General features: G+C 57.8%; 25 protein-coding genes. 16 read left to right on the forward strand and 9 right to left on the reverse strand.

Annotated features, from left to right (window positions below; all coding sequences use genetic code 11):
- Window positions 1-257 precede the first annotated feature (257 nt).
- Window positions 258-1,118 (reverse strand): LysR family transcriptional regulator, encoded by an 861-nt coding sequence (locus KO1_RS07495; protein WP_004116128.1) that lies wholly within the window; start codon window positions 1,116-1,118, stop codon window positions 258-260.
- 97 nt (window positions 1,119-1,215) lie between these two features.
- Between KO1_RS07495 and KO1_RS07500 the strand changes: the two genes are divergently transcribed.
- The 8 genes from KO1_RS07500 to arnF all read left to right on the forward strand — a co-directional run bounded on the left by KO1_RS07500 (window position 1,216) and on the right by arnF (window position 9,500).
- Window positions 1,216-1,722, forward strand: a complete 507-nt coding sequence (locus KO1_RS07500) for a phenolic acid decarboxylase (RefSeq protein WP_024274787.1) — start codon at window positions 1,216-1,218, stop codon at window positions 1,720-1,722.
- 399 nt (window positions 1,723-2,121) lie between these two features.
- Window positions 2,122-3,261: a UDP-4-amino-4-deoxy-L-arabinose aminotransferase gene (arnB, locus tag KO1_RS07505; protein WP_016807571.1), complete on the forward strand. Its 1,140-nt coding sequence runs from the start codon at window positions 2,122-2,124 to the stop codon at window positions 3,259-3,261.
- Window position 3,262: 1 nt separating this feature from the next.
- Window positions 3,263-4,246: an undecaprenyl-phosphate 4-deoxy-4-formamido-L-arabinose transferase gene (arnC, locus tag KO1_RS07510; protein ID WP_004106606.1), complete on the forward strand. Its 984-nt coding sequence runs from the start codon at window positions 3,263-3,265 to the stop codon at window positions 4,244-4,246.
- Complete coding sequence (gene arnA, locus KO1_RS07515; RefSeq protein WP_004106604.1) at window positions 4,243-6,228, forward strand: bifunctional UDP-4-amino-4-deoxy-L-arabinose formyltransferase/UDP-glucuronic acid oxidase ArnA; 1,986 nt, start codon at window positions 4,243-4,245, stop codon at window positions 6,226-6,228. The genes arnC and arnA overlap by 4 nt, the downstream gene beginning before the upstream one ends.
- Window positions 6,225-7,127: a 4-deoxy-4-formamido-L-arabinose-phosphoundecaprenol deformylase gene (gene arnD / locus KO1_RS07520; RefSeq protein WP_004106597.1), complete on the forward strand. Its 903-nt coding sequence runs from the start codon at window positions 6,225-6,227 to the stop codon at window positions 7,125-7,127. Before arnA ends, arnD begins: the two co-directional genes overlap by 4 nt.
- Window positions 7,127-8,782: a lipid IV(A) 4-amino-4-deoxy-L-arabinosyltransferase gene (arnT, locus tag KO1_RS07525; protein WP_049591488.1), complete on the forward strand. Its 1,656-nt coding sequence runs from the start codon at window positions 7,127-7,129 to the stop codon at window positions 8,780-8,782. Before arnD ends, arnT begins: the two co-directional genes overlap by 1 nt.
- On the forward strand, window positions 8,779-9,117 hold the full coding sequence (gene arnE, locus KO1_RS07530; RefSeq protein ID WP_004106593.1) for a 4-amino-4-deoxy-L-arabinose-phosphoundecaprenol flippase subunit ArnE: 339 nt from the start codon (window positions 8,779-8,781) through the stop codon (window positions 9,115-9,117). The genes arnT and arnE overlap by 4 nt, the downstream gene beginning before the upstream one ends.
- Window positions 9,117-9,500 carry a 4-amino-4-deoxy-L-arabinose-phosphoundecaprenol flippase subunit ArnF gene (gene arnF / locus KO1_RS07535; protein ID WP_004106591.1) on the forward strand — a complete coding sequence of 128 codons (384 nt, stop codon included), beginning with the start codon at window positions 9,117-9,119 and terminating at the stop codon, window positions 9,498-9,500. Before arnE ends, arnF begins: the two co-directional genes overlap by 1 nt.
- Here the strand turns inward: arnF and KO1_RS07540 are convergent.
- Window positions 9,497-10,546 (reverse strand): AI-2E family transporter, encoded by a 1,050-nt coding sequence (locus KO1_RS07540; protein WP_004106590.1) that lies wholly within the window; start codon window positions 10,544-10,546, stop codon window positions 9,497-9,499. The genes arnF and KO1_RS07540 overlap by 4 nt on opposite strands.
- A gap of 132 nt (window positions 10,547-10,678) precedes the next feature.
- On the opposite strand from KO1_RS07540, the gene KO1_RS07545 reads away from it, so the two are divergent.
- Window positions 10,679-11,899, forward strand: coding sequence for an MFS transporter (locus tag KO1_RS07545; RefSeq protein WP_004106588.1), 1,221 nt, complete (start codon window positions 10,679-10,681; stop codon window positions 11,897-11,899).
- Here the strand turns inward: KO1_RS07545 and KO1_RS07550 are convergent, their stop codons facing one another.
- Both KO1_RS07550 and KO1_RS07555 read right to left on the reverse strand, forming a co-directional pair.
- The gene (locus KO1_RS07550) at window positions 11,900-12,457 is read right to left on the reverse strand and encodes a DcrB family lipoprotein (RefSeq protein WP_004106586.1); all 558 of its coding nucleotides are present in this window, start codon (window positions 12,455-12,457) and stop codon (window positions 11,900-11,902) included.
- Between the two features lie 73 nt (window positions 12,458-12,530).
- Complete coding sequence (locus KO1_RS07555) at window positions 12,531-13,196, reverse strand: 7-cyano-7-deazaguanine/7-aminomethyl-7-deazaguanine transporter (protein WP_004106584.1); 666 nt, start codon at window positions 13,194-13,196, stop codon at window positions 12,531-12,533.
- A 291-nt stretch (window positions 13,197-13,487) separates the two neighbouring features.
- On the opposite strand from KO1_RS07555, the gene tusA reads away from it, so the two are divergent.
- Window positions 13,488-13,733: a sulfurtransferase TusA gene (gene tusA, locus KO1_RS07560; protein ID WP_004106582.1), complete on the forward strand. Its 246-nt coding sequence runs from the start codon at window positions 13,488-13,490 to the stop codon at window positions 13,731-13,733.
- Window positions 13,734-13,844: 111 nt separating this feature from the next.
- Here tusA and zntA read toward each other — a convergent pair whose 3' ends face one another.
- On the reverse strand, window positions 13,845-16,049 hold the full coding sequence (zntA, locus tag KO1_RS07565; RefSeq protein ID WP_032744777.1) for a Zn(II)/Cd(II)/Pb(II) translocating P-type ATPase ZntA: 2,205 nt from the start codon (window positions 16,047-16,049) through the stop codon (window positions 13,845-13,847).
- Between the two features lie 78 nt (window positions 16,050-16,127).
- On the reverse strand, window positions 16,128-16,754 hold the full coding sequence (locus tag KO1_RS07570) for a lysoplasmalogenase (RefSeq protein WP_004106578.1): 627 nt from the start codon (window positions 16,752-16,754) through the stop codon (window positions 16,128-16,130).
- A 142-nt stretch (window positions 16,755-16,896) separates the two neighbouring features.
- Here KO1_RS07570 and KO1_RS07575 point away from each other — a divergent pair, with 142 nt between their 5' ends.
- A complete protein-coding gene (locus KO1_RS07575) occupies window positions 16,897-17,256 on the forward strand; it encodes a DUF2500 domain-containing protein (RefSeq protein ID WP_004106576.1) in 360 nt (119 codons plus the stop codon).
- Window positions 17,257-17,271: 15 nt separating this feature from the next.
- Here KO1_RS07575 and KO1_RS07580 read toward each other — a convergent pair whose 3' ends face one another.
- Together KO1_RS07580 and rsmD are read right to left on the reverse strand one after the other, a co-directional pair.
- A complete protein-coding gene (locus KO1_RS07580; RefSeq protein ID WP_004106574.1) occupies window positions 17,272-17,550 on the reverse strand; it encodes a DUF1145 family protein in 279 nt (92 codons plus the stop codon).
- Window positions 17,540-18,136, reverse strand: coding sequence for a 16S rRNA (guanine(966)-N(2))-methyltransferase (rsmD, locus tag KO1_RS07585; protein WP_004106572.1), 597 nt, complete (start codon window positions 18,134-18,136; stop codon window positions 17,540-17,542). Before rsmD ends, KO1_RS07580 begins: the two co-directional genes overlap by 11 nt.
- 192 nt (window positions 18,137-18,328) lie before the next feature.
- On the opposite strand from rsmD, the gene ftsY reads away from it, so the two are divergent.
- The 4 genes from ftsY to rpoH all read left to right on the forward strand — a co-directional run bounded on the left by ftsY (window position 18,329) and on the right by rpoH (window position 22,682).
- Window positions 18,329-19,849, forward strand: coding sequence for a signal recognition particle-docking protein FtsY (ftsY, locus tag KO1_RS07590; RefSeq protein ID WP_064406866.1), 1,521 nt, complete (start codon window positions 18,329-18,331; stop codon window positions 19,847-19,849).
- A gap of 2 nt (window positions 19,850-19,851) precedes the next feature.
- Window positions 19,852-20,520, forward strand: coding sequence for a cell division ATP-binding protein FtsE (gene ftsE, locus KO1_RS07595; protein WP_004106557.1), 669 nt, complete (start codon window positions 19,852-19,854; stop codon window positions 20,518-20,520).
- On the forward strand, window positions 20,513-21,571 hold the full coding sequence (ftsX, locus tag KO1_RS07600; protein ID WP_024274786.1) for a permease-like cell division protein FtsX: 1,059 nt from the start codon (window positions 20,513-20,515) through the stop codon (window positions 21,569-21,571). Before ftsE ends, ftsX begins: the two co-directional genes overlap by 8 nt.
- A 256-nt stretch (window positions 21,572-21,827) precedes the next feature.
- On the forward strand, window positions 21,828-22,682 hold the full coding sequence (gene rpoH, locus KO1_RS07605) for an RNA polymerase sigma factor RpoH (RefSeq protein ID WP_004106554.1): 855 nt from the start codon (window positions 21,828-21,830) through the stop codon (window positions 22,680-22,682).
- Between the two features lie 32 nt (window positions 22,683-22,714).
- Here rpoH and pdxR read toward each other — a convergent pair whose 3' ends face one another.
- Window positions 22,715-24,229 carry a MocR-like pyridoxine biosynthesis transcription factor PdxR gene (pdxR, locus tag KO1_RS07610; protein WP_004106553.1) on the reverse strand — a complete coding sequence of 505 codons (1,515 nt, stop codon included), beginning with the start codon at window positions 24,227-24,229 and terminating at the stop codon, window positions 22,715-22,717.
- A 117-nt stretch (window positions 24,230-24,346) separates the two neighbouring features.
- Here pdxR and KO1_RS07615 point away from each other — a divergent pair, with 117 nt between their 5' ends.
- The gene (locus tag KO1_RS07615; RefSeq protein ID WP_023321726.1) at window positions 24,347-25,612 is read left to right on the forward strand and encodes a 4-aminobutyrate--2-oxoglutarate transaminase; all 1,266 of its coding nucleotides are present in this window, start codon (window positions 24,347-24,349) and stop codon (window positions 25,610-25,612) included.
- Window positions 25,613-25,631 lie beyond the last annotated feature (19 nt).

Here is a 25,631-nt window from a genome sequence, read left to right on the forward strand (position 1 = left end):
AACCCGCCTGCAGCCTGGCTAAGCGTAGCGCAAGCCTTGAAGCATCAGCTTCGGTGTATTTCCCGGGAGCAGAGCGCACAATGAGGCAGAGTTTCCCGGAGGCGATGCTGCGCATCTGTCCGGGCTACCGGCCCGCAGACGGTGATGAATCTGTAGCCCGGGCAAGGCGCGTTAAGCGCCGCCCCCGGGAGCAGAGCGCACAGTGCAGCAGAGTTTCCCGGAGGCGATGCTGCGCATCTGTCCGGGCTATCAGACCCTCAGGGGGTTCTGAACAGATCCAGCAGCGTGGCGACCTGCTCATCAATGGGCGTTAAATCACGCTTAACGATCAAATGCAGCGGCGTGGCGCGCCGCGCGCCGTGTCCCAGCGGCAGCATCTTCAGCACTCCTTGCTGTAGCTGAGGGCGAATACGCTCCTCCGGCAGCCAGCCGAAACCGACCTGGTACAGCACCGCATCAATGGCGGCATCAATGGTGGAAAAGGTCCATGCATCGCGGGAGGATTGCGGGTCGTTGCTGCGATCGGCGATGCGCACCAGCGGCCAGGGGGCCAGCGCGTTATCATCCAGCGGTCCCTGCAGCGCGGAGAGCGGATGCTCGCGATGGGCGACGGCGACAAAATCAATATTCATCAGCCATTCTCCGCGGCCGGTAATATCCTGGCGGCGGGTCAGCACCATCACGTCCGCCTCGCTGCGGGCCGGATGTTCCTCTTCAACGTTTTCCAGCACTTCGGTCAGCCTGACCTGGGTCTGCGGATAGCGCTGTTGAAACTGGCGCAGAATGGCGAACAGCCGCTCGCGCGGAAAAATGCTGTCGACCACCAGGTCCAGTCGGGTCCGCGTGCCGTCGCGCAGGGTGGCGGCATGGGTTTCGACGTAAGCGAAGGCCTGCAGCAGCGGTTTAACCTGGCCAAGCAGCAGCTCACCCGCCGGGGTCAGCACCGCGCGACGGCCCGATGGCGTGAGTAGCGTGACGCCGAGGCGCTCCTGCAGCAGCGCGAGATTATAGCTCACCGACGACTGACTGCGGTGGGTCTCTTCCGCCGCCTTCGCGAAGCTACCCAGTTCGACCACCTTTTCCAGCAGCGCCCATTGTTCCAGCGTAGTCTTGTGCATGATTCATCTAAAAAGTGAATGAGTTTAATCCAAACATAGCGTTATTCATCCATTTTTTAAAGCAGTATGCTTGTTCTCAACAAATAGAGGAGAACAAATTATGAGCACATTCGACAAACATGACCTGAGCGGTTTTATCGGTAAACATCTGGTTTATACCTATGATAATGGCTGGAACTACGAAATTTACGTGAAAAACGCCACCACTCTGGATTACCGCATTCACAGCGGCATCGTCGCGAATCGTTGGGTGAAAGATCAACAGGCTTACATCGTTCGCGTTGGTGAAAGCATCTACAAAATTTCCTGGACCGAACCGACCGGTACCGACGTCAGCCTGATCGTAAACCTCGGCGACAAACTGTTCCACGGCACTATCTTTTTCCCACGCTGGGTGATGAATAATCCGGAAAAAACCGTCTGCTTCCAGAACGATCATATCCCGCTGATGGTTTCCTACCGTGAAGCCGGCCCGGCGTATCCGACGGAGGTGATTGATGAGTTTGCCACTATCACTTTTGTGCGCGATTGCGGCGCGGATAATGACGAAGTGATTAATTGCCCGGCTAATGAATTGCCTGAAAATTTTCCTGGCAATCTGTAATAATTTTGAAATAGTTTAGTGATTCGACTGGATTTTTTATATTTGGTCATCCATGTTTAAAAATGGCTAATTGAAAAGTGGTTTAACCTCCGTTTACTTTTCCCCACTGCGTTCCCGCTATTTCGCCATATGGCGGGAACGCTACACATCCCTTTCTCACGCTGAAATTTTTCCTACCTGATTGAATTTAAACATAATTATCATTATAAATTAATTAATATTAATTTCTTAATATTATCCTAAGCAAACCTGTCTAGATTTAATAACATCTGAATACAAAGTAATGAAACGCGGCATCGGACTGATTTGCTTTCATTTTCATTTTGTTTAAGTCAGCAGGTGCAGGATATTTCTTATCGACCCCGTGTTTAGTCGGGTCAATTACAGAACAGGAAAATGATGAGCGATTTTTTGCCGTTTTCGCGCCCGTCGATGGGCGACGCAGAGCTGGCTGCGCTGCGTGAAGTTTTGCAATCCGGCTGGATCACCACCGGACCGAAAAATCAGGCGCTGGAAGAAGCGTTTTGCGCATTAACCGGCAACCGCCACGCCATCGCCGTCAGTTCGGCGACCGGCGGCATGCACGTTACGCTGATGGCGCTGGGTATCAGCGCCGGCGATGAAGTGATCACCCCTTCGCAGACCTGGGTCTCCACGCTGAACATGATCTGCCTGCTCGGCGCGACGCCGGTGATGATCGATGTCGATCCCGATAACCTGATGATTACTCCCGAAGCGGTTGAAGCGGCGATCACTCCACGGACCAAGGCGATCGTCCCGGTGCACTATGCGGGCGCGCCGGTGGATATCGACGCCATCCGCGCGATTGCCGAGCGTCACGCTATTCCGGTGATTGAAGATGCCGCCCACGCGGCAGGGACGTACTACAAAGGCCGTCACGTCGGCTGGCGCGGCACCGCCATTTTCTCATTCCATGCGATCAAAAATATGACCTGCGCCGAAGGCGGGCTGGTTGTAACCGACGATGATGAACTGGCCGCACGTATTCGCAGCCTGAAGTTCCACGGCCTCGGCGTAGATGCTTACGATCGGCAGACCCTGGGCCGCGCCCCGCAGGCGGAGGTGATTTCGCCGGGCTTTAAATACAATCTGGCGGATATCAACGCCGCGCTGGCGCTGGTGCAGCTGGACAAGCTTGCCGCCGCCAATCAGCGCCGTGCCGCCATTGCGCAACGCTATCTCCGCGAGCTGGCGGATACGCCTTTCAGGCCGCTGGCGGTGCCGTCATGGGAGCATCAGCACGCCTGGCACCTGTTTATTATCCGCGTTGATGAAGCCGCCTGCGGTATCAGCCGCGATGCCCTGATGGAAAAACTGAAGGCCATGGGCATTGGCACCGGTCTGCACTTCCGCGCCGCGCATACGCAAAAGTATTACCGCGAGCGTTTCCCCGACGTTTCATTACCGCATACGGAATGGAACAGCGCGCGCATTTGTTCCATCCCATTGTTCCCGGATATGACCGACGACGATGTCACTCGGGTCATTTCCGCACTGCACCAGCTGTCAGGACGTTGATATGTTTAGCTATCCTCCCGTGAAAAAGGTCTCGGTCGTTATTCCTGTCTATAACGAGCAGGAGAGCCTGCCGGAGCTTATCCGCCGTACCGATACCGCCTGCGCGACGCTCGGTCGGCAGTATGAAATTCTGCTGGTCGACGATGGCAGCAGCGATGACTCGGCGCGAATGCTGACCGAAGCCGCTGAAGCCGAAGGCAGCCATGTAGTGGCGGTACTGTTGAACCGCAACTACGGCCAGCACTCGGCAATTATGGCGGGTTTTAGCCACGTCACCGGCGACCTGATCATCACCCTTGATGCTGACCTGCAAAACCCGCCGGAAGAGATCCCGCGCCTGGTGGAGAAGGCCGACGAAGGCTACGACGTTGTCGGTACCGTGCGTCAGAATCGCCAGGATACCTGGTTCCGTAAAAGCGCCTCCAGGATGATCAATCGTCTGATTCAGCGCACCACCGGTAAAGCGATGGGCGATTACGGCTGCATGCTGCGCGCCTATCGCCGCCATATTATCGACGCGATGCTTAACTGCCATGAGCGCAGTACCTTTATCCCGATTCTGGCGAATACTTTTGCCCGTCGCGCGGTGGAGATCCCGGTGATGCACGCCGAGCGCGAGTTCGGTGATTCCAAATACAGTTTTATGCGTCTGATTAACCTGATGTATGACCTGGTGACCTGCCTGACTACCACGCCGCTGCGCCTGCTGAGCCTGTTCGGCAGCGCCATCGCTCTGCTGGGCTTCGCCTTCGGTCTGCTGCTGGTGGTGCTGCGCCTGGTATTTGGCCCGCAGTGGGCGGCGGAAGGGGTGTTCATGCTGTTCGCGGTGCTGTTTATGTTTATCGGCGCCCAGTTCGTCGGTATGGGTCTGCTCGGGGAGTATATCGGCCGTATCTATAACGACGTTCGCGCCCGTCCCCGCTACTTTATTCAACGTGTTGTTCGCCAGCCGGAAACGGCATCTCAAGAGGAAGATCGTTCATGAAAGCCGTAGTCTTCGCTTATCACGATATGGGTTGTGCAGGTATTCAGTCTCTGCTGGATGCCGGTTATGACATCGCCGCCATTTTTACCCATCCGGATAACCCTGGCGAAAACCATTTCTTTGGCTCTGTGGCGCGCATTGCCGCGGAACAAGGTATTCCGGTATGGGCGCCGGAAGATGTGAATCATCCGCTGTGGATCGAACGTCTCCGTGAGATAAAACCGGACGTGCTGTTCTCGTTCTATTACCGCAATCTGCTGTGCGAGGACATTCTGAATATCGCGCCGCAGGGGGCTTTTAACCTGCATGGTTCCCTGCTGCCGAAATACCGCGGCCGCGCGCCGCTGAACTGGGTGCTGGTCAACGGCGAAAGCGAAACTGGCGTGACGCTGCACCGCATGGTGAGCCGCGCCGATGCCGGGAATATCGTAGCGCAGAAAAGCGTAGCTATCGGCGAGGATGAGGCGGCGCTGGCCCTGCATCGTAAACTCTGCGCTGCGGCGTCGGACCTGCTGGCTCAGGCGCTGCCCGCGATCCGCGATGGCAAAATCGAAGAGCGCGCGCAGGATGAAAGCCAGGCGACCTGGGTCGGTCGCCGCACGCCGGAAGACGGTCGCCTCGACTGGGAGCACTCCGCCCGGAGCCTGCATAATCTTGTGCGCGCGGTTTCCGATCCATGGCCGGGCGCGTTCGGCTATGCCGGCGCGAACAAGTTTATCGTCTGGAAGTCCCGCGTACGTGACGATCTACCCGCCGCCAAAGCGGGGACCGTGCTTTCCGTCACGCCGCTGGTCGTCGCCTGTCAGGAAGGGGCATTAGAAATCGTCACCGGGCAGACCGAGCGCGGCGTTTATATGCAGGGTACGCAGCTGGCGCAGGCGCTGGGGCTGGTAGCCGGAGCGGTGCTGAGCAGCAAACCGGTCGTGGCGATTAAGCGGCGTACCCGCGTGCTGATCCTCGGGGTGAACGGTTTTATCGGCAACCACCTGACCGAGCGTCTGCTGCAGGACGACAACTACGAGATTTACGGACTGGACATTGGCTCAGACGCCATCAGCCGCTTCCTCGACAACCCGCGTTTCCACTTCGTTGAGGGCGATATCAGCATCCACTCCGAGTGGATCGAGTATCACATCAAGAAGTGCGATGTGGTCCTGCCGCTGGTGGCGATTGCCACGCCAATCGAATATACCCGTAACCCGCTGCGCGTGTTTGAGCTGGATTTCGAAGAGAACCTGAAGATTATCCGCGACTGCGTGAAGTACGATAAGCGCATCATTTTCCCGTCGACCTCGGAAGTGTACGGCATGTGCACCGACAACAATTTCGATGAAGATGCCTCTAATCTGGTCGTCGGGCCAATTAACAAACAGCGCTGGATCTATTCGGTCTCCAAGCAGTTGCTGGATCGCGTGATCTGGGCCTACGGCGATAAGAACGGCCTGAAGTTTACCCTGTTCCGTCCGTTCAACTGGATGGGGCCGCGCCTTGATAACCTGAACGCCGCGCGTATCGGCAGCTCTCGCGCCATTACCCAACTGATCCTCAACCTGGTAGAAGGCTCGCCGATCAAGCTGATTGAAGGCGGGAAACAGAAGCGCTGCTTCACCGATATCAGCGACGGTATCGAAGCGCTGTTCCGCATCATTGAGAACAAAGACGGCCGCTGCGACGGGCAGATCATCAACATCGGTAACCCGGATAACGAAGCGAGCATCAAAGAGCTGGCGGAAATGCTGCTGGCCTGCTTTGAACGTCATCCGCTGCGCGACCGTTTCCCGCCGTTTGCCGGTTTCCGCGAAGTGGAAAGCAGCGATTATTACGGGAAGGGTTATCAGGACGTCGAGCACCGTAAGCCCAGCATTCGCAACGCGAAACGCTGCCTGAACTGGGTGCCGACGGTCGAAATGGAAGAGACCGTGGAACATACCCTGGACTTCTTCCTGCGCACGGTTGAATTGACGGACAACGGCAAATCATGAAACAGGTCGGCTTACGCATAGATGTCGATACCTTTCGCGGCACGCGGGACGGGGTCCCGCGGCTGCTGGCTCTGCTGAGCCAGCACGGGATTCAGGCAAGCTTCTTTTTCAGCGTCGGGCCGGACAATATGGGGCGTCATTTATGGCGCCTGATAAAACCGAAATTTCTGTGGAAGATGCTGCGCTCAAAGGCCGCTTCGCTGTACGGCTGGGATATCCTGCTGGCAGGTACCGCCTGGCCAGGGCGCAGGATCGGCGCGGGCAATGAAGAGGTTATCCGCGCCGCCGCGCAGGAGCATGAAGTCGGTCTGCACGCCTGGGATCACTATAGCTGGCAAACGTGGAGCGGAGTCTGGCCGCAGGAGAAGTTGACGCTGGAGGTGGAGCGCGGGCTGCTGGAGCTGGAGCGGATCATCGGTCGTCCGGTGACCTGCTCCGCCGTTGCCGGCTGGCGTGCCGATCAGCGGGTCATTAAAGCCAAAGAGGCGTTTGATTTCCTCTACAACAGCGACTGCCGGGGAATCGCCCCTTTTCTGCCGCAGCTCGGTAACGGCGCTTCCGGGACCGTGCAGATCCCGGTCACCTTACCCACCTGGGATGAAGTGGTCGGCAGCGCGGTCGATATTGCGGGCTTCAATCGCTATCTGCTGGATTGCATCCACCGCGATAAGGGCACCCCGGTCTATACCATCCACGCTGAAGTGGAAGGGATCGCCTTTGCGCAACAGTTTGACGAGCTGCTGACCATGGCCGCTCAGCAAGAGATCCGTTTTTGCCCGCTAAGCCAGCTGCTGCCCGCCGATTTTAGCGCGCTGCCGCGAGGCAAGGTGGTTCGTGGTGAATTAGCCGGCCGGGAAGGCTGGCTTGGGCGTGAACAATTACTGAATTCGGGTGTTTGATGAAAAGCATTCGCTACGGCGCCTCTCTGGTCGCCCTTTTTGTCCTCTACTATTTACTCCCCCTCAACTTCCGCCTGCTGTGGCAACCGGATGAAACCCGCTACGCGGAGATCAGCCGCGAAATGCTGGCGACCGGCGACTGGGTGGTGCCGCACTTCCTCGGTCTGCGCTACTTTGAGAAGCCGATTGCCGGCTACTGGATCAACAGCATCGGCCAGTGGCTATTCGGTCATAATAATTTTGCCGTCCGCTTTGGGGTGGTGTTCTCCATTACCGTCACCGCCCTGCTGGTGGCCTGGCTGGCATGGCGTATTTTCCGCGATAAACGCCTGGCGATTTTGTCGCCAGTGATATTCCTGACCGCGCTGCTGGTCTACGGTATCGGCACCTATGCGGTGCTCGACCCGATGATTACCATGTGGCTGGCGCTGGCAATGTGCAGCTTCTGGGGTGCGGCGCAGGCTCAAAGCCACAGCGGTAAAATCTTCGGCTACGTCTTGCTGGGCGTGGCCTGCGGGATGGGGGTGATGACCAAAGGCTTCCTCGCGCTGGCGGTGCCGGTGGTTGGAGTGCTGCCATGGGTCATTGCGCGTAAACGCTGGCGTGAAGTGCTGACTTACGGGTGGCTGGCGGTGGGCGTCTGCGCGCTGGTGGTTCTGCCGTGGGGGCTGGCCATCGCCAAACGAGAGCCGGACTTCTGGCGCTACTTCTTCTGGGTTGAACATATCCAGCGTTTCGCGGAAAAAGATGCCCAGCATAAAGCGCCGTTCTGGTACTACATCCCGTTCCTGATTGCCGGAAGCCTGCCGTGGCTGGCGCTGCTGCCGGGAGCGCTCAAGCGCGGCTGGACCGAGCGCGACGAGTCGCGCGGGGCGCTCTATTTGCTCGGATGGGTGGCGATGCCGTTTCTGTTCTTCAGCATTGCTAAGGGTAAGCTTCCGACCTACATCCTGCCGTGTTTCGCGCCGCTGTCGATTCTGATGGCGCGCTACGCGCTGGATGCGGCAAAGGCGGGGGCGAAAGCGCTGAAAATTAACGGCGCGATCAACCTGGCTTTTGGCCTGATTGGTCTGGTAGCGGTGCTGGTGGTTTCGCCGTGGGGCTTTATGCACAAGCCGGTATGGAGCCATATTGAGCTGTATAAATGCCTGCTGGCGGCGCTAATATTCGGCTGTTGGGCGCTGATGGGATGGCTGGCGATGAAGAATAACGGTCGCCGCTGGACGCTTGCCGCGTGCTGCCCGCTGGGGTTGGCGCTGCTGGTGGGTTTCGCGATTCCCGACCGGGTTATCGACAGCAAGCAGCCGCAGTTTATGGTGGATATCGTGAGCGAATCGTTGACGCCGAGCCGCTACGTGTTGACCAATAACGTCGGTATTGCCGGCGGACTGTCCTGGGAGCTCAAGCGCAGCGATATTATCCTGTTCGACAAGCAGGGCGAGCTGAAATATGGTCTCTCCTGGCCGGATGCGCAGCACCAGTTTGTCGATAAGGTGCAATTTGCTGACTGGTTAACGGCGCACCGCCAGCAGGGGCCGATCTCGTTGGTTCTGCTGATGGATAAAGGAGAGAGTATGGCCGATCTACCGCTACCGAAACCGGATAGCTCTTATGAGCTGGGGCGGGTAGTGTTTATCCAGTACCTGCCGCAATGAGCGTGTGGATCTGTCTGGTTTTCGCCAGCCTGCTGAGCTGCGCCGGACAGCTGTGCCAGAAACAGGCGACCCGCCCGTCCAAATCCGGGCGGCGCGGGCACCATATTCTTGGCTGGCTGGGGCTGGCGCTGCTCTCTCTGGGCTGTAGCATGCTGCTGTGGCTTAGCGTGCTGCAGTCGATTCCGGTCAGCATCGCCTACCCTATGCTGAGCCTGAACTTTGTCTGGGTGACGCTGGCAGCATGGGGGATCTGGCGCGAGCCGGTCGCACGCCGCCACTGGTTTGGCGTGGCGCTTATCGTCGTTGGGATCGTTATTCTGGGGAGCCGCATCTGATGGGCTTAATCTGGGCGTTATTCAGCGTCGGACTGGTGAGCGGCGCGCAGCTGCTGCTGCGCAGCGCGATGGTCGAGCTGCCGCCGCTGACGGATCTATTTACCTTCCTCAACCATCTGCTGCATCTGCGGGCGGGCACCTTTGGCCTGGCGTTTGGTCTTTTGGGCTACCTGCTGTCGATGGTCTGCTGGTACTTTGCCCTGCATCAGCTGCCGCTGGCGAAAGCCTACGCGCTGCTGAGCCTGAGCTACATTCTGGTCTGGGCCGCCGCCATCTGGCTCCCCGGCTGGCATGAACCTTTCCACTGGCAATCGCTGCTGGGCGTGCTGCTGATTGTCGCCGGGGTGCTGACGATCTTCTGGCCGGTGAAGCGGCAGGGCTAGCCCGGCAGCCTGCTTTTCGGGCGTCCGGGCCCGAGCAGGATGGCTAACTTACTGCCGCCTTTAGTGGTTTCCATCCATATTTTACAGACGCTGGTTAACGGCACCGACAGCAGCATTCCCACCGGGCCAAGCAGCCACCCCCAGACCAGCAATGAGAGGAAAACTACCAGCGTAGACATGCCCAACCGGTGGCCCATCATGCGCGGTTCGAGAATATTGCCGATAATCATATGCACGACTAAAAAGAGCGCGCCAACCAGCAGGCATTCGTAATAACCGTTAAAAAGTAACGCCTGGATCATTGGCGGGACGGCGGAAATCACCGAGCCAATGTTAGGCACATAGTTCAGCAGAAAAGCCAACACGCCCCACATCAGCGCAAACTGAACCCCCATCAGCATCAGTCCTAACCAGATAATCCCCCCTGTCCACAGGCTGAGCAGCGTTTTCAGCGCCAGATAATGCGAGACGCCTTTTAACGCCCGGTGAAGACCGGCGATATGGATTTGCGGGTTGTTCAGTGCAAAGCGGAGTTTATAGGGGACATGACGGACTTCAAACAGCATAAAGACCACGGTCATGACCAGTAAAATAACGCTGGCCATGGCGCCAGAGAGGCCAGTCATCAGGACGGTAGTGAATGTCATTAACTTGTCGGAGTCCATGCGTTGCAGCATACGTTCCGGGGACATGTGAATATGCAAAAACGGCAGCGCCTCCTGCAGGCGCAGGACTTTCGCCGTCAGCTCCTTATTATACTTTGGCAGCATGGCGACGAATTCGTTAACCGACGCGGCCAGCACGCCAATTAACGCGGTAAGTACGATCAGCATCACCACGACCACGATGGTAATGGCTACCGGACGTCTGATACCGCGGCGAATAAACCAGGTGACCAGCGGATTCAGGACAATGGCGAAGAACAATGCCAGTAATAGCTGCACGATGATATCTGCCGCGGCGTGGATACCGGCGAGGATAACCACCAGTGACGCCAGTTTGAGCAGAATATGCATGCCCGTTTTATCGGGCTGAGGGGTTGTCATTCACTCTTCCTTTCTATGATTTTCATTAAGTGTAGCGTCTGGCTTGCTGCCAGGAATCCTAATCTGGCTGCTGATTTATAACGTGCGGCGTGGTAGAAATGAAACACTGTTGTAAAAATCTGGTGGAACCCGATGCCCGAAACCGTCGCTGAACCGGCGCTTAATGGATTGCGCCTCAATCTGCGGATTGTCTCTGTCGTTATCTTTAACTTTGCCAGCTACCTGACCATAGGCCTGCCGCTGGCGGTATTACCCGGCTATGTTCATGATGTAATGGGGTATAGCGCCTTCTGGGCCGGGCTGGTGATTAGCCTGCAGTATTTTGCTACGCTGCTCAGCCGCCCTCACGCCGGGCGCTATGCCGATCTGCTGGGCCCGAAAAAAATCGTTGTTTTTGGCCTGTGCGGCTGCTTTCTGAGCGGACTGTGCTATCTGCTGGCGGCGTTATGCGGCGGCTGGCCCGTGGTTAGTCTGGCGCTGTTGTGTCTGGGGCGCATTATTCTCGGCATCGGGCAGAGCTTTGCGGGCACCGGCTCAACGCTGTGGGGCGTAGGGGTAGTCGGTTCGCTGCATATCGGGCGGGTTATTTCCTGGAACGGGATTGTGACCTACGGGGCGATGGCGATGGGCGCGCCGCTCGGGGTGCTCTGTTACTCGCTGATTGGCCTGCACGGTCTGGCGTTGACGATTATGGTGGTTGCGCTGGTGGCGGTGCTGTGCGCGTTGCCGCGGGCGGCGGTAAAAGCGGGTAAGGGGAAAGCGATGTCGTTTCGCGCGGTGCTGGGGCGCGTCTGGCTCTACGGCATGGCGCTGGCCCTCGCATCGGCGGGTTTCGGCGTTATCGCCACCTTTATCACCCTGTTTTATGATGCCAAAGGCTGGGACGGCGCGGCCTTCGCCCTGACGCTGTTTAGCTGCGCCTTTGTCGGCACTCGCCTGCTGTTTCCCAACGGAATTAATCGCCTCGGTGGGCTGAACGTGGCGATGATCTGTTTTGTCGTCGAGATTATCGGGCTGCTGTTAGTGGGCCTGGCGGAGACGCCGCTGATGGCGAAAATCGGTACTTTCTTTGCCGGAGCCGGTTTTTCGCTGGTGTTCCCGGCGCTTGGCGTGGTGGCGGTGAAGGCGGTGCCGCAGCACAACCAGGGGTCGGCGCTGGCAACCTATACGGTATTTATGGATCTCTCGCTGGGGATCACCGGCCCGCTGGCCGGGCTGCTGATGGCGTGGGCGGGAATTTCATCGATCTATCTGGCGACGGCGGGGCTGGTCGCGGTAGCGCTGCTGCTGGGATGGCGATTAAAAAAACGGCCCCCGGTCAATGAACCGGAGGCCGCGGCATCAGGCCAGTAGTTACTGGATGACGAGGGTGTTGATAATGTTTTCCGCTTCGGTCTGAGCCTGCTGCTGGTTGTCCGCTGGCAGCGTGATCTGCAGCGTCAGCAGTTTGTCATCAACCTTGCCGAGAAGCACGGAAGACCAGGCGGTCTGGCCCTTAGCGGAGATGATGGTGTCCAGCTGTTGCAGGGTGTGGCCTTTGAGCTCAATGGATTTATTGCTCACGACCTGCAGCTGCGGGTCGCGGCTGCGCTGCTGCTCTTCCAGGCGCTGGCTCATCACCGCCAGCTCTTCGTTGGTATTGTCGCCAACAATCACGATCACCGCTTTTTGTCCGGTGGCATCAGAGTAGACGTGCATATTGTTGGCCTGGGTGCCCAGCTTGCCGCTCTGGTCGGTCATACCGGCAGGCAGGGAGAAGCTCAGTTTGCCATCCAGCAGACTAATAGGTTGCCCGCTGGCGTTGCTTTCCGCAGCAGCCCCGGCAGTCGGCGTTTTGGTATCGCTGTTATCACAGGCAGCAAGCCCCATAACCAGCAGGCCAATACCGACATATTTAACCAAATTGCGCATTGACATCTTCCTTTCGATAAACGGCCATTAACGGCTCATTCGCTTATCTTATCACATCGTTTCGCGAGTACTCTTAACCTGGCTGCAATGCGGATAAATCAGATTTATCTGCCAGTTTTTTCAGCAGCATATTCAACAACATGCCGTACATCGGCAGGAAGAATACGATGCTAATCAGCACTTTGAAGCAATAATCGACGATGGCGATTTCCCCCCAGTGCGCCGCCATAAACGGGTCCGGGCTGCGCCAGAAGGCGATAAAGAAGAAGGCCAGCGTATCGCTGATGTTACCGAAAAGGGTGGATGCCGTGGGCGCCAGCCACCAGCGGCGGCTCTGACGCAGGCGGTTAAAGACGTGGACGTCAAGGATTTGCCCCAGCGCGTAGGCCATAAAGCTGGCGGCGGCGATACGAGCGACAAACAGGTTAAAGCTGGTTAAGGCGGCAAAGCCCTGCCACTCGCCCATGTAGAACAGCGCGGAAACCCCGTAGGAGATCAGCAGCGCCGGGATCATCACCGCGAGGATAATGCGTCGCGCCAGCGGAGCGCCGAAAATGCGTACCGTCAGATCGGTGGCGAGGAAAATAAACGGAAAGCTGAACGCGCCCCAGGTGGTATGAAAACCAAAGATGGAGATCGGTAGCTGCACCAGATAGTTACTGGAAGTGATGACCAGCAGATGGAAAAGCGATAGCCAGATCAGCGCTTTTTTACGCTGTACGGTAGTAAACGGACTCATATTGTGACCTTTTTATGCCCGTTATTCTTCAAGCTGCAGATGCGTTAACTTTCCTCGCTCATCCCAGTCACTTACTGATGTAAGCTCCTGGAAATTCGCTGCGTCGTCGCCTTTCTGCAACTCGAATGATTTAGGGCCAGAGAGTTGGGGTGAGGGAACCCAATAAAAACGGCTGCATGATACTGCGTTGCGTGCGTAATGCAATGGTTGTTTTTCGCGCAAACGTTAACCTGGCTTGCGTACTGGCGAACTGGGGGTAAACTAGGGCCGTTTTGTTAATGTGAGATGAAAATGAGCGAACTTTTCTCCAGCCCTGACCATACGCTTGATGCGCAGGGGCTTCGTTGCCCGGAACCGGTGATGATGGTGCGCAAGACCGTGCGTACGATGCCGGTGGGCGAGACGCTGCTAATCGTGGCCGACGATCCGGCGACCACCCGCGATATTCCCGGTTTCTGCCGCTTTATGGAGCATGAGCTACTGGCGCAGGAAACCGAGGCGCTGCCGTACCGCTATCTGATTCGTAAAAGCCACTGAGCCAGGCCTCCCCGGATCGCGGCTGACGCCTTATCCGGGCTACAAAAAACCAGACCGCACTAACCTGTAGCCCGGGCAAGGCGCGTCAAGCGCCGCCCCCGGGGCTTGCCCTCATTTTTTACGCAGCAACCGCAGCGCGTTAGCGGTGACCAGCACCGTCGCCCCGGTATCAGCCAGCACCGCCAGCCACAGGCCGGTCAGGCCGAGCAAGGTGGTGACGAGGAAAATGCCCTTCAGACCCAAAGCAATGGCGATGTTCTGCCGGATATTGGCGTGGGTGGCGCGCGCCAGCGAAATCATCTGCGCCAGCCCGGTCAGGCGGTTATGGGTCAATGCCGCATCGGCGGTCTCCAGAGCAACGTCGGTGCCGCTGCCCATCGCGATACCTATCGTCGCCGCTTTCATCGCCGGCGCATCGTTGATACCGTCGCCGACCATGGCCAGCGGCGACTGGGCATTAAGCGCTATCACCGCCTGCACTTTGTCCGCGGGCAGCAGCCCGGCGCGGAACGCCAGTCCCAGCTCGTTAGCGATAGCCGCCGCCGCACGTGGATTATCGCCGGTCAGTATCACTCCCTGAACGCCCAACTGATGGAGCTCATCCACCGCCTGACGGGCATCATCGCGAAGCGTATCGCGCAGCGCCAGAATCCCCAGCAGCGTCTTATCGCGCATTACCAGCACCACGGTTTGCCCGGCGCTCTCCAGCTGCTGAATAGGTTCATCGTACTGCGGATCGCGAGTTTTACCGGCGGCGCAAATCAGCACCTGGCGTCCTTCAACCTGAGCCTCAATGCCGGATCCGGCCAGCGCGCGCTGATCGCTTGCCGACGGAATGACCAGCCGGCGCTGTTCTGCCTCACGCACGATAGCCTGGGCTAACGGGTGGCTGGAGCCTTGCTCCACGGCGGCCGCGAGCGCCAGCAGATCGTTTTCGCTGATGTCTGCGGTCGCCATCACCGCAGTGACGCGCGGCTGGCCGATGGTCAGGGTACCGGTTTTATCAAACGCCACCTGGCGCACGCGGCCGAGCTGCTCCAGCGCCGCGCCGCCTTTAATCAGCGCGCCGCGTCGTGCCGCTACCGCCAGCCCGGAGGTAATTGCCGCCGGGGTGGAGATCACCAGCGCGCACGGACAGCCAATCAGCAGCAGCGTTAAGCCTTTATAGATCCACGGCAGCCAGGCGCCCGCAAACAGCAGCGGCGGAACAATGGCCACCAGCAGGGCGACGACCATAATCGCCGGGGTATAGATGCGGCTAAAGCGATCGATAAAGCGCTCAATCGGCGCGCGGCGCTCCTCCGCTTCTTCAATCAGCTTAAGAATACGATCGATAGCGCTGTCGCCCGGTTCGGAGATCACCGTCAGCTGTACCAGACGATCGACGCTGGTGGCGCCGGCCGCTACGCGTTCCCCGGCGTTACGCTCTACCGGTACGGATTCACCGGTCAAAGCGCTCTCATCGAAGCTGGCGAAGGGGGAGAGTAGCTGGCCATCGGCAGGGAGGCGGCCTCCGGCGGCGACTTCAATCACGTCGCCGGGGCGCAGGTCGCGCTGGGCTACGGTTTCACGCACGCCATCGCGCACGCGGATTGCCGTGTCGGGCTTCAGCGCCATCAATGCGCTGACGCCTTGCCGCGCGCGGCTGGCAGCCCATCCCTCAAGACGTTCGCCGATTAAAAACAGTAGCAGGACCATCGCCGCTTCGGCGGTGGCGCCGATAAACAGCGCGCCGATGGCTGCGACGCTCATCAGGGTTTCAATGGCGAACCAGCTTCCGCTTCTGATCAGGCGTATCGCTTGCCGGGCGACCGGCCACAGGCCGACCAGCGTGGTTGCGATGAAGGCGATTTCGCCCAGAGGCGGGCTGAACTGCTCCAGCCCCCAGCTTAGTCCCATCATGATGACCAGCGTGATGAGCGGCAGATTCTCGCGCAGCCACGAGGTGGACTCCTCTGCCCGTGGCGCGTTTTCATCACGCAGCTGATAGCCCGCGGCGCGCACGGCGCTTTCGATTTGCGGACCAACATCGCCCTCGGCATTGACCAGCAGCTTTTCGGTGGCGAACAGTACCTGCACCTGGCTGACCCCCGGTACCTGGCGAACGGCGGTTTCGACCTTGCGCGCGCAGGCTGCGCAATCCATGCCTTCTACCAGCCAACTAAAGCGTGCGTGCCTCAGAGCCTCGTTTTCCTCGGTGGTTTCGCTGCGGCAGGCGTGGTCCGCGCAGCAGCTTTCCGCCGGCTGCGCGGCAGGGGTAAATTTTAACGATGAGAAGTGTGGGACTTTTTTATCCTGCGATTCTGGAGCCGACATAGGACCCTCCGGGTAATGATAATTTTCTCATTACCCGCAGGATACACTCTGGAGTCGACTCCAGAGTCAAGCGCTTAATTACAAATAAAGCGCGCGGACGATCAGGAAGTGCCCGGCGAAGTAAAATGCCGAGGAGATCGCGTTGTCAGCGCGGAAGCGGCGGCGATAATGGCTGATCAGCCAGACCGCGTTGCCGAGCAGCAGGAATGCCGCGCCAGCGAAGCCGGACAGGGCGGTATCCGTCGGGCGGGCAAACCACAGCTCCCCGGCCAGCCAGACCATCACCAGCGTCATCGCGATAAAGGTAAACACCGGCATCCGCATCTCTTCCAGACGCGTCCAGATAATCGCCAGCAGCAGCGCGCCGAGGATCAGCAGCACCAGCGGCAGCGGCCAGAAGAAAGATAGCGTCAGCTGGCTGGCAAACCAGATGGTGTAGAGCAGATGCGAGAGAAAGAATGCCCCCACGGCGTACATTACCCGCTGCCGCGGCAGCAGGGTCAGCGCGTCGCCGACCAGCGAGGCGCAAAGCCCCGCCAGCACCAGATAGCTGATGGCGTTAAACATCGGCGCTTGCCAGGCCAGTAACAGAAGCAGGATCAGCGTGACGGGTTTAAACACCCAGCGACGCCAGGCAGGCCCACGATAAGACGCATCGACGTAAAGCCATGCGGAGAAACAGACAGCAATAAATGACCAAAGCATAGTAAGTCCCTGTATCTGTTATCATTACGTAAGTGATTGTACTTACAGTACTGAATCTCAGTGTAGTGGTTTGCAGAGGAAGATGACAATGATAATCAAGCCACAGTATGCTTATTCCTGATAATTCCTGGGGGCAAGGTGAATGAGTAAAGTTCCGCTGTTTTTTATGGTTGCCGTTGCCATCATTGCGGTTGCCGCGTCGTATCGCTATGTGCAGCAGCGTCGGGAAAAAATGGATAACGATGCCGCGCCGCTGTTGCAAAAACGGGTGGTGGTGAGCAATAAGCGGGAGAAGGTGATTAACGATCGCCGTTCGCGCCAGCAGACGGTGACGCCTGCCGGCAGCGAAATGCGTTATGAAGCAAGCTTCAGGCCGGAAAGCGGCGGGCTGGAAGTGGTTTTTCGTCTGCAGGCGCCGCAGTATCATGCGCTAAGCGTCGGCGATAAGGGCGTACTGAGCTATAAAGGTTCGCGGTTTATGGGTTTTACGCCCGAGCCCTGAACCTTTTATTCGGCCTTATTTCTTCTTCAGGGTCGCCTTGAGCTTTTTCTGCCAGGCGACCAGTTCGAACACGCCGAAGATGAAAATACGAATTTGCTCGAAGCGCCCCAGCGGCGGCATCTCTTTCGTCTGCGTCGCCTTGAGCAGCGTGAGCTGCAGGCCGTGCATCAGAATCATAAAGATCAGCGCCACGTTAACAAAGATATTGAGCGGCTTTGGGAACGGTTGGAACAGATTCAGCAATAAAAACGCCCACACGCACAGCATCAGCAAGCGGCCAAAGTTAATCAGCATGGTTTTCTCCTTGTGCCTCACGTTGATAGAGACGGTAGGCGACCTGTCCGGCCACTTTCTCACGGTACGGATGCCAGTTTACAGGCACCGGCGGTAACCCGTTTTCAACTTCACTTTCAATGTAGATGAGCGCTTCATCGCTAAGCCAGCCGTTGTTTTCCAGCAGCTTTAGCGTCTCTTCAAGCAGCCCTTTGCGAAACGGGGGATCGACAAACACGATGTGATGCGGCGTGCCCGCCTGAGCAAGAAACGCTAAGGTATTGGTATTCACGACTTTGCCGTTGCTGGCTTTGAGAGTCGCCAGATTTTTTTGCAACTGCTGCGCGACGCCGCGTTCCATTTCCAGCAGCGTGGCGTTAGCCGCGTAGCGGGAGAGGGCTTCAAGGCCCAGCGCGCCGCTGCCGGCGAAGCAATCGAGGCAGCTCGCGTCAACGATCGACGGCGCCAGCCAGTTAAATAGCGTTTCGCGCACCCGGTCGGTGGTCGGGCGCAGACCCGGGCTCTCCGGCACCGGTAATTTACGGCCTCGCCATTGCCCGCCGATAATACGGATCTGACCGCTGCCTGCGTGGTTTGGTTTCTTCATTTCTTTGCTCAAGTCTCAACTTCCGGGCTGCTATTCTAACGATCGCCAGCGGTTGACGAAACCTTAATCCGGGGGCGGTGATGCGAGTTAAGTTAAGTGGTAGACTATCCGACTAATTTCATCATTTTTCAGCTTCCGCTATCAACAGGCCGAAGCTGTGCCATGAATTAACAGCGAGGAGTGTAGTCGCAAATGGCGAAAGACAAAAAACGTGGCTTCTTTTCCTGGCTGGGCTTTGGTCAAAAAGAACAGGCGCAGGAAACCGACGCAGAACAAAAAGTAGAAGCCCAGCAAGAGGTTGAAGAACAGGCTCCGGAAAGCGAAACGCCTGCGGCTGCGCCGGAAACGGTCGACGCGCCGGCGACGGAGCACCAGGATGCCGAAGCCTTTGCCGCCGAGGTGGTCGAGGTGACCGGGCAGGTTGTGGAGAGCGAACAGCCGCAGGCGGTTGTCGACTCCCCGGCAGTTGAGACGATTGCAGAACCGCCTGTGGTTGAGGAAATTGTCGCTGAGCCTGTAGTTGAAGAAGCTATCGCCGAGCCGGTAGTGGCTGAAGCTATAGTTGAGCTGACGCCGGAAGAGGTGATTGCCGAACCGGAAGCTGTCGTTGTTGAAAAGGGTAAAGAGGCTGTCATTGAAGAGCCGGAAATCGTTGAGCCGGTAGAAGAAGCCGAAATCACTGACGAAGAGCTGGAAGCGCAGGCGCTGGCTGCAGCCGATGCGGCGGAAAATGCCGTGGAAGTGGTGCCGGACGAAACCGTGGTGACGCCGTTAGAGCAGGAAAAACCCACCAAAGAAGGGTTCTTCGCTCGCCTCAAACGCAGCCTGATAAAAACCAAGCAGAACCTCGGTTCCGGATTTATCAGTCTGTTCCGCGGCAAGAAAATCGACGATGATCTGTTTGAAGAGCTGGAAGAGCAGCTGCTGATTGCCGATGTCGGCGTGGAAACCACCCGTAAGATCATCACTAATCTTACCAACGACGCCAGCCGCAAGCAGTTGCGCGACGCCGAGGCGCTGTACGGCCTGCTGAAAGAAGAGATGGGCGATATTCTGGCGAAGGTGGACGAGCCGCTGAACGTAGAAGGCAAGGCGCCATTTGTAATTCTGATGGTTGGCGTCAACGGCGTCGGTAAAACCACCACCATCGGCAAGCTGGCGCGTCAGTTTGAGCAGCAGGGCAAATCGGTGATGCTGGCCGCGGGCGATACCTTCCGCGCGGCGGCGGTAGAGCAGCTTCAGGTGTGGGGTCAACGCAACAATATTCCGGTGATTGCCCAGCATACCGGCGCGGATTCGGCATCGGTTATTTTCGATGCCATCCAGGCGGCGAAGGCGCGCAACATTGACGTCCTGATTGCCGATACTGCGGGTCGTCTGCAGAATAAATCGCACCTGATGGAAGAACTGAAGAAGATTGTCCGCGTCATGAAAAAACTGGATGTCGATGCGCCGCATGAGGTCATGCTGACCATTGACGCCAGCACCGGGCAAAACGCGATTAGCCAGGCCAAACTGTTCCATGAGGCGGTTGGACTGACCGGTATCACTTTGACTAAGCTGGATGGTACCGCCAAGGGCGGGGTTATCTTCTCGGTTGCCGATCAGTTCGGTATTCCGATTCGCTACATCGGTGTTGGCGAACGTATTGAAGATCTGCGTCCGTTTAATGCGGGCGACTTTATTGAGGCACTTTTTGCCCGAGAGGATTAAAAATGATTCGCTTTGAACAAGTCAGCAAAGCCTATCTCGGTGGGAGACAAGCGCTGCAGGGGGTGACTTTTCACCTGCAGGCGGGTGAGATGGCGTTTCTGACCGGCCATTCCGGCGCGGGGAAAAGTACCCTGCTGAAGCTTATCTGCGGTATCGAGCGGCCCAGCGCCGGCAAAATCCTTTTCGGCGGCCATGACATTAGCCGCCTGAAGAGCCGCGAAGTGCCGTTTTTGCGCCGTCAGATTGGCATGATTTTCCAGGACCACCATCTGCTGATGGACCGTACCGTTTACGATAATGTGGCGATCCCGCTGATTATCGCCGGCGCCAGCGGCGATGACATTCGCCGTCGCGTGTCGGCGGCGCTGGATAAAGTCGGGCTGCTGGACAAAGCGAAAAACCTGCCGATTCAGCTTTCAGGCGGGGAACAACAGCGCGTGGGTATCGCCCGCGCGGTGGTCAACAAACCAGCGGTCCTGCTGGCGGATGAACCGACCGGTAACCTCGACGAAGCGTTGTCGGAAGGGATCTTACGTCTGTTTGAAGAGTTTAACCGCGTTGGGGTGACGGTGCTGATGGCGACGCATGATCTGGGGCTTATCTCCAGTCGTCCGTATCGCGTTCTGTCCCTCAGCGAGGGGCATATGCATGGAGGCCATATCGGTGAATAAGCGCGAGGCAATGAACCACATTCGCCGGTTCGGCAATCGATTCGATCGTTTCCGCAATGCGGGCGGAGCGGGCGGCAGCGGTGGACGCAATACGTCGAAGCGGCCTAAGGCGGCGCCGAATCCGGCTTCCCGCAAGAGCAACGTGTTCAATGAACAGGTGCGCTATGCCTGGCATGGTGCGGTGCAGGATCTGAAAAGCACGCCCCTGGCGACGTTCCTGACGGTGATGGTTATCGCCATTTCGTTGACCCTGCCAAGCGTGTGCTATATGGTCTACAAAAACGTCAGCACCGCGGCGTCGCAGTATTATCCCACGCCGCAAATCACCGTCTATCTGGAGAAAACGCTGGATGACGATGCCGCTGCGCGGGTAGTCGGTCAGCTGCAGGCGGAGCAGGGCGTCGAGAAGGTCAACTATCTGTCGCGCGATGAAGCCCTTGGCGAATTCCGCAACTGGTCAGGCTTCGGCGGCGCGCTGGATATGCTGGAAGAGAACCCGCTGCCGGCGGTGGCGATCGTCGTGCCGAAAATTGATTTCCAGAGTGTCGAAGCGCTGAACACGCTGCGCGACCGCGTGAGTCACGTTCAGGGCGTTGATGAAGTGCGTATGGATGATAGCTGGTTTGCGCGCCTCTCGTCGCTGACCGGGCTGGTCGGACGCGTGTCGGCGATGATCGGCGTACTGATGGTGGCGGCGGTGTTCCTGGTGATCGGCAACAGCGTGCGTCTGAGCATTTTCGCCCGCCGCGATACCATTAACGTGCAGAAACTGATTGGCGCAACCGACGGCTTTATTCTGCGTCCTTTTCTTTACGGCGGTGCGCTGCTGGGGTTCTCCGGCGCGTTTCTGTCGCTGATCCTGTCGGAAATTATGGTCATGCGCCTTTCGTCGGCGGTCACCGAAGTGGCGAAAGTCTTCGGCACGCAGTTTGAACTCAGCGGCTTAGGCTTTGATGAGTGCCTGCTGATGCTGATTGTTTGCTCAATGATTGGCTGGGTCGCCGCCTGGCTGGCAACCGTACAACATTTACGTCACTTTACTCCCGAGTAGTAAAAATCTGGTATAATCTTTCCCTGCACTGAATATCTCTCTGCAGGGAAAGAGTCCCTGTCGACGCTTCCCTAAACTTCATAACCATGTCACATTTTGTGCGTAATCTATTCACATCGTTGCATGGAACTTGTGGATAAAATCACTGTCTGATACTAATGTGAGTGATATTCTCGTTGCTCATCAATGCTGGCATGTTTGTTGCTCCGCTGTGAGGACAGAATGGTGCCAGAAGATATCGATTGAGAGGATTTGAATGACCAAAGATATGCAAACTTTAGCCTTAGCCCCCGTTGGTAACCTGGAATCGTACATCCGGGCTGCTAACACTTGGCCGATGTTGTCGGCTGATGAAGAGCGGGAGCTTGCTGAAAAGCTGCATTACCAGGGCGATCTGGAAGCAGCGAAAAAGCTGATCCTGTCTCACCTGCGCTTTGTTGTTCATATTGCTCGTAACTACTCGGGTTATGGCCTGCCGCAGGCGGATCTGATTCAGGAAGGCAACATTGGCCTGATGAAAGCCGTGCGCCGTTTTAACCCGGAAGTGGGCGTGCGTCTGGTTTCCTTCGCCGTGCACTGGATCAAAGCGGAGATTCATGAATACGTTCTGCGTAACTGGCGTATTGTGAAGGTCGCGACCACGAAAGCGCAGCGTAAGCTGTTCTTTAACCTGCGTAAAACTAAGCAGCGTCTGGGCTGGTTCAACCAGGACGAAGTCGAAATGGTGGCTCGCGAGCTGGGCGTATCGAGCAAAGACGTGCGTGAGATGGAGTCACGTATGGCGGCGCAGGATATGACCTTCGACATGTCGTCGGATGATGAATCCGATAGCCAGCCGATGGCGCCGGTGCTCTATCTGCAGGATAAAACGTCTAACTTTGCCGACGGTATTGAAGACGATAACTGGGAAGAGCAGGCGGCGAACAAGCTGACCGACGCAATGCAGGGGCTTGACGAACGTAGTCAGGATATCATCCGCGCCCGCTGGCTGGACGAAGACAATAAGTCCACGCTGCAGGAGCTGGCGGATCGCTACGGCGTATCGGCCGAGCGAGTACGGCAGCTTGAAAAGAACGCCATGAAAAAACTGCGCGCCGCTATCGAAGCCTAATCTGCGCGCCAGTCCCGCGATAACGCCCCACATTACGTTGGGGCGTTTTGTTTTTCTGCCTCCGTCAGCGCCTGCGGGCAGTGCCTGTTCAGACACTCAAGCAGCACGTTGAACGCCGGCTCCATCTGCGTTTCCGGCTGCGAAGCAAACCCCATCAACAGTCCTTTCTTCCGCTGCGCCGTCAGGTAATAGCGCGACAGCGGACGCACTAAGATATTGCGCGCGTTGGCATCGCGGGCAATCGTCACGTCATCTGCCTCATCCGGCAAATTCAGAATCAGATGCAGTCCGGCATTGTCGCTGAAGTCCGACAGCGCATGCGCTCCGCAGTGCCGCTGAATCAGTTCGGTCAAAAAGACGCGACGGCGGCTGTAGAGCAGGCGCATGCGACGAATGTGCGCCGAGTAATGACCGGCATTGATAAATTCCGCCAGCGCCAGCTGGATAAGCGAATGGCCGCCGCGGTAGAGCTCGGCATGGGCGTTTTTGAGTTCAGCCGCAAGCGGTCGAGGCAGCACGACGTAGCCCAGCCGCAGCCCCGGGTAGAGCGTTTTACTGAACGTGCCGACGTAGACCACCGGCGCTTCGGGGACTAAGCCCTGTAGTGCCGGGATCGGCTGGCCGGAAAAGCGAAACTCGCTGTCGTAATCATCTTCCACAATCCAGCTGCCGTGCTGATGGGCCAGGGTGAGCAGGCGCTGTCGGCGTTCAAGGCTCATTACCGCGCCGAGGGGATACTGATGGGATGGCGTAACGAAGATCAGCCGCGGCGCTTCGGCTACGCTTTCGGGCGGGCACAGGCCGCTGGCATCCACCACAATCGGCTCAGCCCGCACTTCATTCATCGCCAACACGTGGCGAATGCCCCAGTAGGAAGGCTCCTCCACCCAGGCGAGATCGCCGCGGTCGCACAGCATGCGGGTGATCAGGTCGATGGCCTGGTGGATCCCTTCAGTAATAAGAATTTGATCTGCCTGACACAGAACGCCGCGCGCTACTCTCAGATAGTCCACCAACGCGTGCTGCAGCTCGGCGGTACCGCCGTTACAGCTATAGCTGAGCTGTTCGGGTTTTGGACGGCGGCTGATGCGTGCCTGAATTTTACTGAACAGCGGGTGGGGAAATGCATTGACGTCCGGTACGCCGGGGATAAACGCCCCCCACTGACGCGGGCTGGCGCTGATGTGCCCCAGCAGATGTTGGCCGCGACGGGAAAGAGTCCCGCTGGGGGGCTGCGCGGGATGGCTTTCGTTGGCGCTGCTGGCGGGAAGAAACATATCGGGCAGCGTTTTCGCCACGAAAGTGCCGCTGCCGCGACGGGACACAACGTACCCCTCAGCCAGGAGTTGTTCGTAAACTGTTAAAATTGTGTTGCGAGACATTCCTAGTTCCCCCGCCAGATCCCGCGACGGCGGCAGTCGGCTATGGGGCGGGAGAGAACCATCCAGAATGGCGTGGCGAATCGCCTTGTAAAGGCGCTTGTGCAGGAGCGGATCGGTTTCTTTCTGCAATCTGACCAGCACCAGGTCTGCGATAAGCGAACGCAATTGGATCCCTCAGATAATCTGAATTGGTACTCGATTATAGGGCCAAATCCTGTGTAAATAAACGACATAGTTTCGGATTTGTTGCGATAACGTGACACACATGACAGGAGATTCCCGGTGAAAAGTTCAGAACTGAATCAGCGTCGCCAGCAGGCGACTCCACGCGGCGTAGGGGTGATGTGCAGCTACTTTGTTGAGAAAGCGGAGAACGCTACGCTGTGGGATATTGAAGGGAATGAGGTGATCGATTTCGCCGCCGGCATCGCGGTGCTGAATACCGGCCATCGCCACCCAAAAATCGTTGCCGCCGTTGAACAGCAGCTGCAGGCCTTTACCCACACGGCTTACCAGATTGTCCCGTACGAAAGCTATGTCACGCTGGCCGAGCGGATTAACGAACTGGCGCCGATTGACGGTCCGGCAAAAACGGCGTTCTTTACCACCGGGGCGGAAGCCATTGAAAACGCGGTGAAAATCGCGCGCGCTTATACCGGCCGTCCGGGGTTGATTACCTTCGGCGGCGGCTTCCACGGTCGTACGTTTATGACCATGGCGCTGACCGGCAAAGTGGCGCCTTACAAGATTGGTTTCGGCCCGTTCCCGGGCTCGGTTTATCACGCCGTCTACCCTAACGCCGCCCATGGCATTACCACCGCCGACGCGATGAAGAGCCTGGAGCGCATTTTCAAAGCGGATATCGCGGCCGATCAGGTGGCGGCGATTGTGCTGGAGCCGATTCAGGGGGAAGGCGGCTTTAACGTTGCCCCGCCTGATTTTATGCAGGCGCTGCGCGCGCTGTGCGATACCCACGGCATTCTGCTGATTGCCGATGAAGTACAAACCGGCTTTGCGCGCACCGGTAAGCTATTTGCGATGCAGCACTATGATGTGAAGCCTGACCTGATGACGATGGCCAAAAGCCTGGCCGGCGGTTTCCCGCTCTCCGGCGTGGTAGGTCGCGCCGAGGTGATGGATGCGCCTGCGCCGGGCGGCCTGGGCGGCACCTATGCCGGTAACCCGCTGGCGGTCGCGGCGGCGCACGCTGTGCTGGACGTGATTGAAGAAGAACAGCTGTGCCAGCGCGCTGAGCGCTTAGGCAGCCATCTGAAAGAGGTGTTGAATCAGGCGCGTCAAAGCTGCCCGGCCATTGCTGACGTTCGCGGTCAGGGCTCGATGGTGGCGGTGGAGTTTAACGATCCGCAAACCGGGGAGCCGTCGGCGGAGATCACCCGTCAAATCCAGCAACAAGCCCAGGAGAACGGCCTGCTGCTGCTGAGCTGCGGCGTCTATGGCAACGTTATTCGCTTCCTCTATCCGTTAACGATTCCGGATGCGCAGTTTACGAAAGCGCTGGATATTCTGGCCCGCGTGCTGAAGCGCTAACTTTTCGTCCGGTCAGGCT

The sequence above is a fragment of the Klebsiella oxytoca NBRC 105695 genome, assembly GCF_001598695.1.
GTDB classification, from domain to species: domain Bacteria; phylum Pseudomonadota; class Gammaproteobacteria; order Enterobacterales; family Enterobacteriaceae; genus Klebsiella; species Klebsiella oxytoca.

Coding starts and splice junctions, on each gene's coding strand:
- rpoH (WP_004106554.1), top strand. CDS start 21,828: ATGACCAAAGATATGCAAACTTTAGCCTTAGCCCCCGTTGGTAACCTG.
- arnC (WP_004106606.1), top strand. CDS start 3,263: ATGTTTAGCTATCCTCCCGTGAAAAAGGTCTCGGTCGTTATTCCTGTC.
- arnF (WP_004106591.1), top strand. CDS start 9,117: ATGGGCTTAATCTGGGCGTTATTCAGCGTCGGACTGGTGAGCGGCGCG.
- KO1_RS07495 (WP_004116128.1), bottom strand. CDS start 1,118: ATGCACAAGACTACGCTGGAACAATGGGCGCTGCTGGAAAAGGTGGTC.
- arnT (WP_049591488.1), top strand. CDS start 7,127: ATGAAAAGCATTCGCTACGGCGCCTCTCTGGTCGCCCTTTTTGTCCTC.
- KO1_RS07555 (WP_004106584.1), bottom strand. CDS start 13,196: ATGAGTCCGTTTACTACCGTACAGCGTAAAAAAGCGCTGATCTGGCTA.
- KO1_RS07580 (WP_004106574.1), bottom strand. CDS start 17,550: ATGCTGATTAACTTTGGCCGCTTGCTGATGCTGTGCGTGTGGGCGTTT.
- KO1_RS07545 (WP_004106588.1), top strand. CDS start 10,679: ATGCCCGAAACCGTCGCTGAACCGGCGCTTAATGGATTGCGCCTCAAT.
- tusA (WP_004106582.1), top strand. CDS start 13,488: ATGAGCGAACTTTTCTCCAGCCCTGACCATACGCTTGATGCGCAGGGG.
- ftsE (WP_004106557.1), top strand. CDS start 19,852: ATGATTCGCTTTGAACAAGTCAGCAAAGCCTATCTCGGTGGGAGACAA.
- arnB (WP_016807571.1), top strand. CDS start 2,122: ATGAGCGATTTTTTGCCGTTTTCGCGCCCGTCGATGGGCGACGCAGAG.
- zntA (WP_032744777.1), bottom strand. CDS start 16,049: ATGTCGGCTCCAGAATCGCAGGATAAAAAAGTCCCACACTTCTCATCG.
- KO1_RS07540 (WP_004106590.1), bottom strand. CDS start 10,546: ATGACAACCCCTCAGCCCGATAAAACGGGCATGCATATTCTGCTCAAA.
- KO1_RS07550 (WP_004106586.1), bottom strand. CDS start 12,457: ATGCGCAATTTGGTTAAATATGTCGGTATTGGCCTGCTGGTTATGGGG.
- arnD (WP_004106597.1), top strand. CDS start 6,225: ATGAAACAGGTCGGCTTACGCATAGATGTCGATACCTTTCGCGGCACG.
- arnA (WP_004106604.1), top strand. CDS start 4,243: ATGAAAGCCGTAGTCTTCGCTTATCACGATATGGGTTGTGCAGGTATT.
- KO1_RS07575 (WP_004106576.1), top strand. CDS start 16,897: ATGAGTAAAGTTCCGCTGTTTTTTATGGTTGCCGTTGCCATCATTGCG.
- rsmD (WP_004106572.1), bottom strand. CDS start 18,136: ATGAAGAAACCAAACCACGCAGGCAGCGGTCAGATCCGTATTATCGGC.
- ftsY (WP_064406866.1), top strand. CDS start 18,329: ATGGCGAAAGACAAAAAACGTGGCTTCTTTTCCTGGCTGGGCTTTGGT.
- KO1_RS07570 (WP_004106578.1), bottom strand. CDS start 16,754: ATGCTTTGGTCATTTATTGCTGTCTGTTTCTCCGCATGGCTTTACGTC.
- arnE (WP_004106593.1), top strand. CDS start 8,779: ATGAGCGTGTGGATCTGTCTGGTTTTCGCCAGCCTGCTGAGCTGCGCC.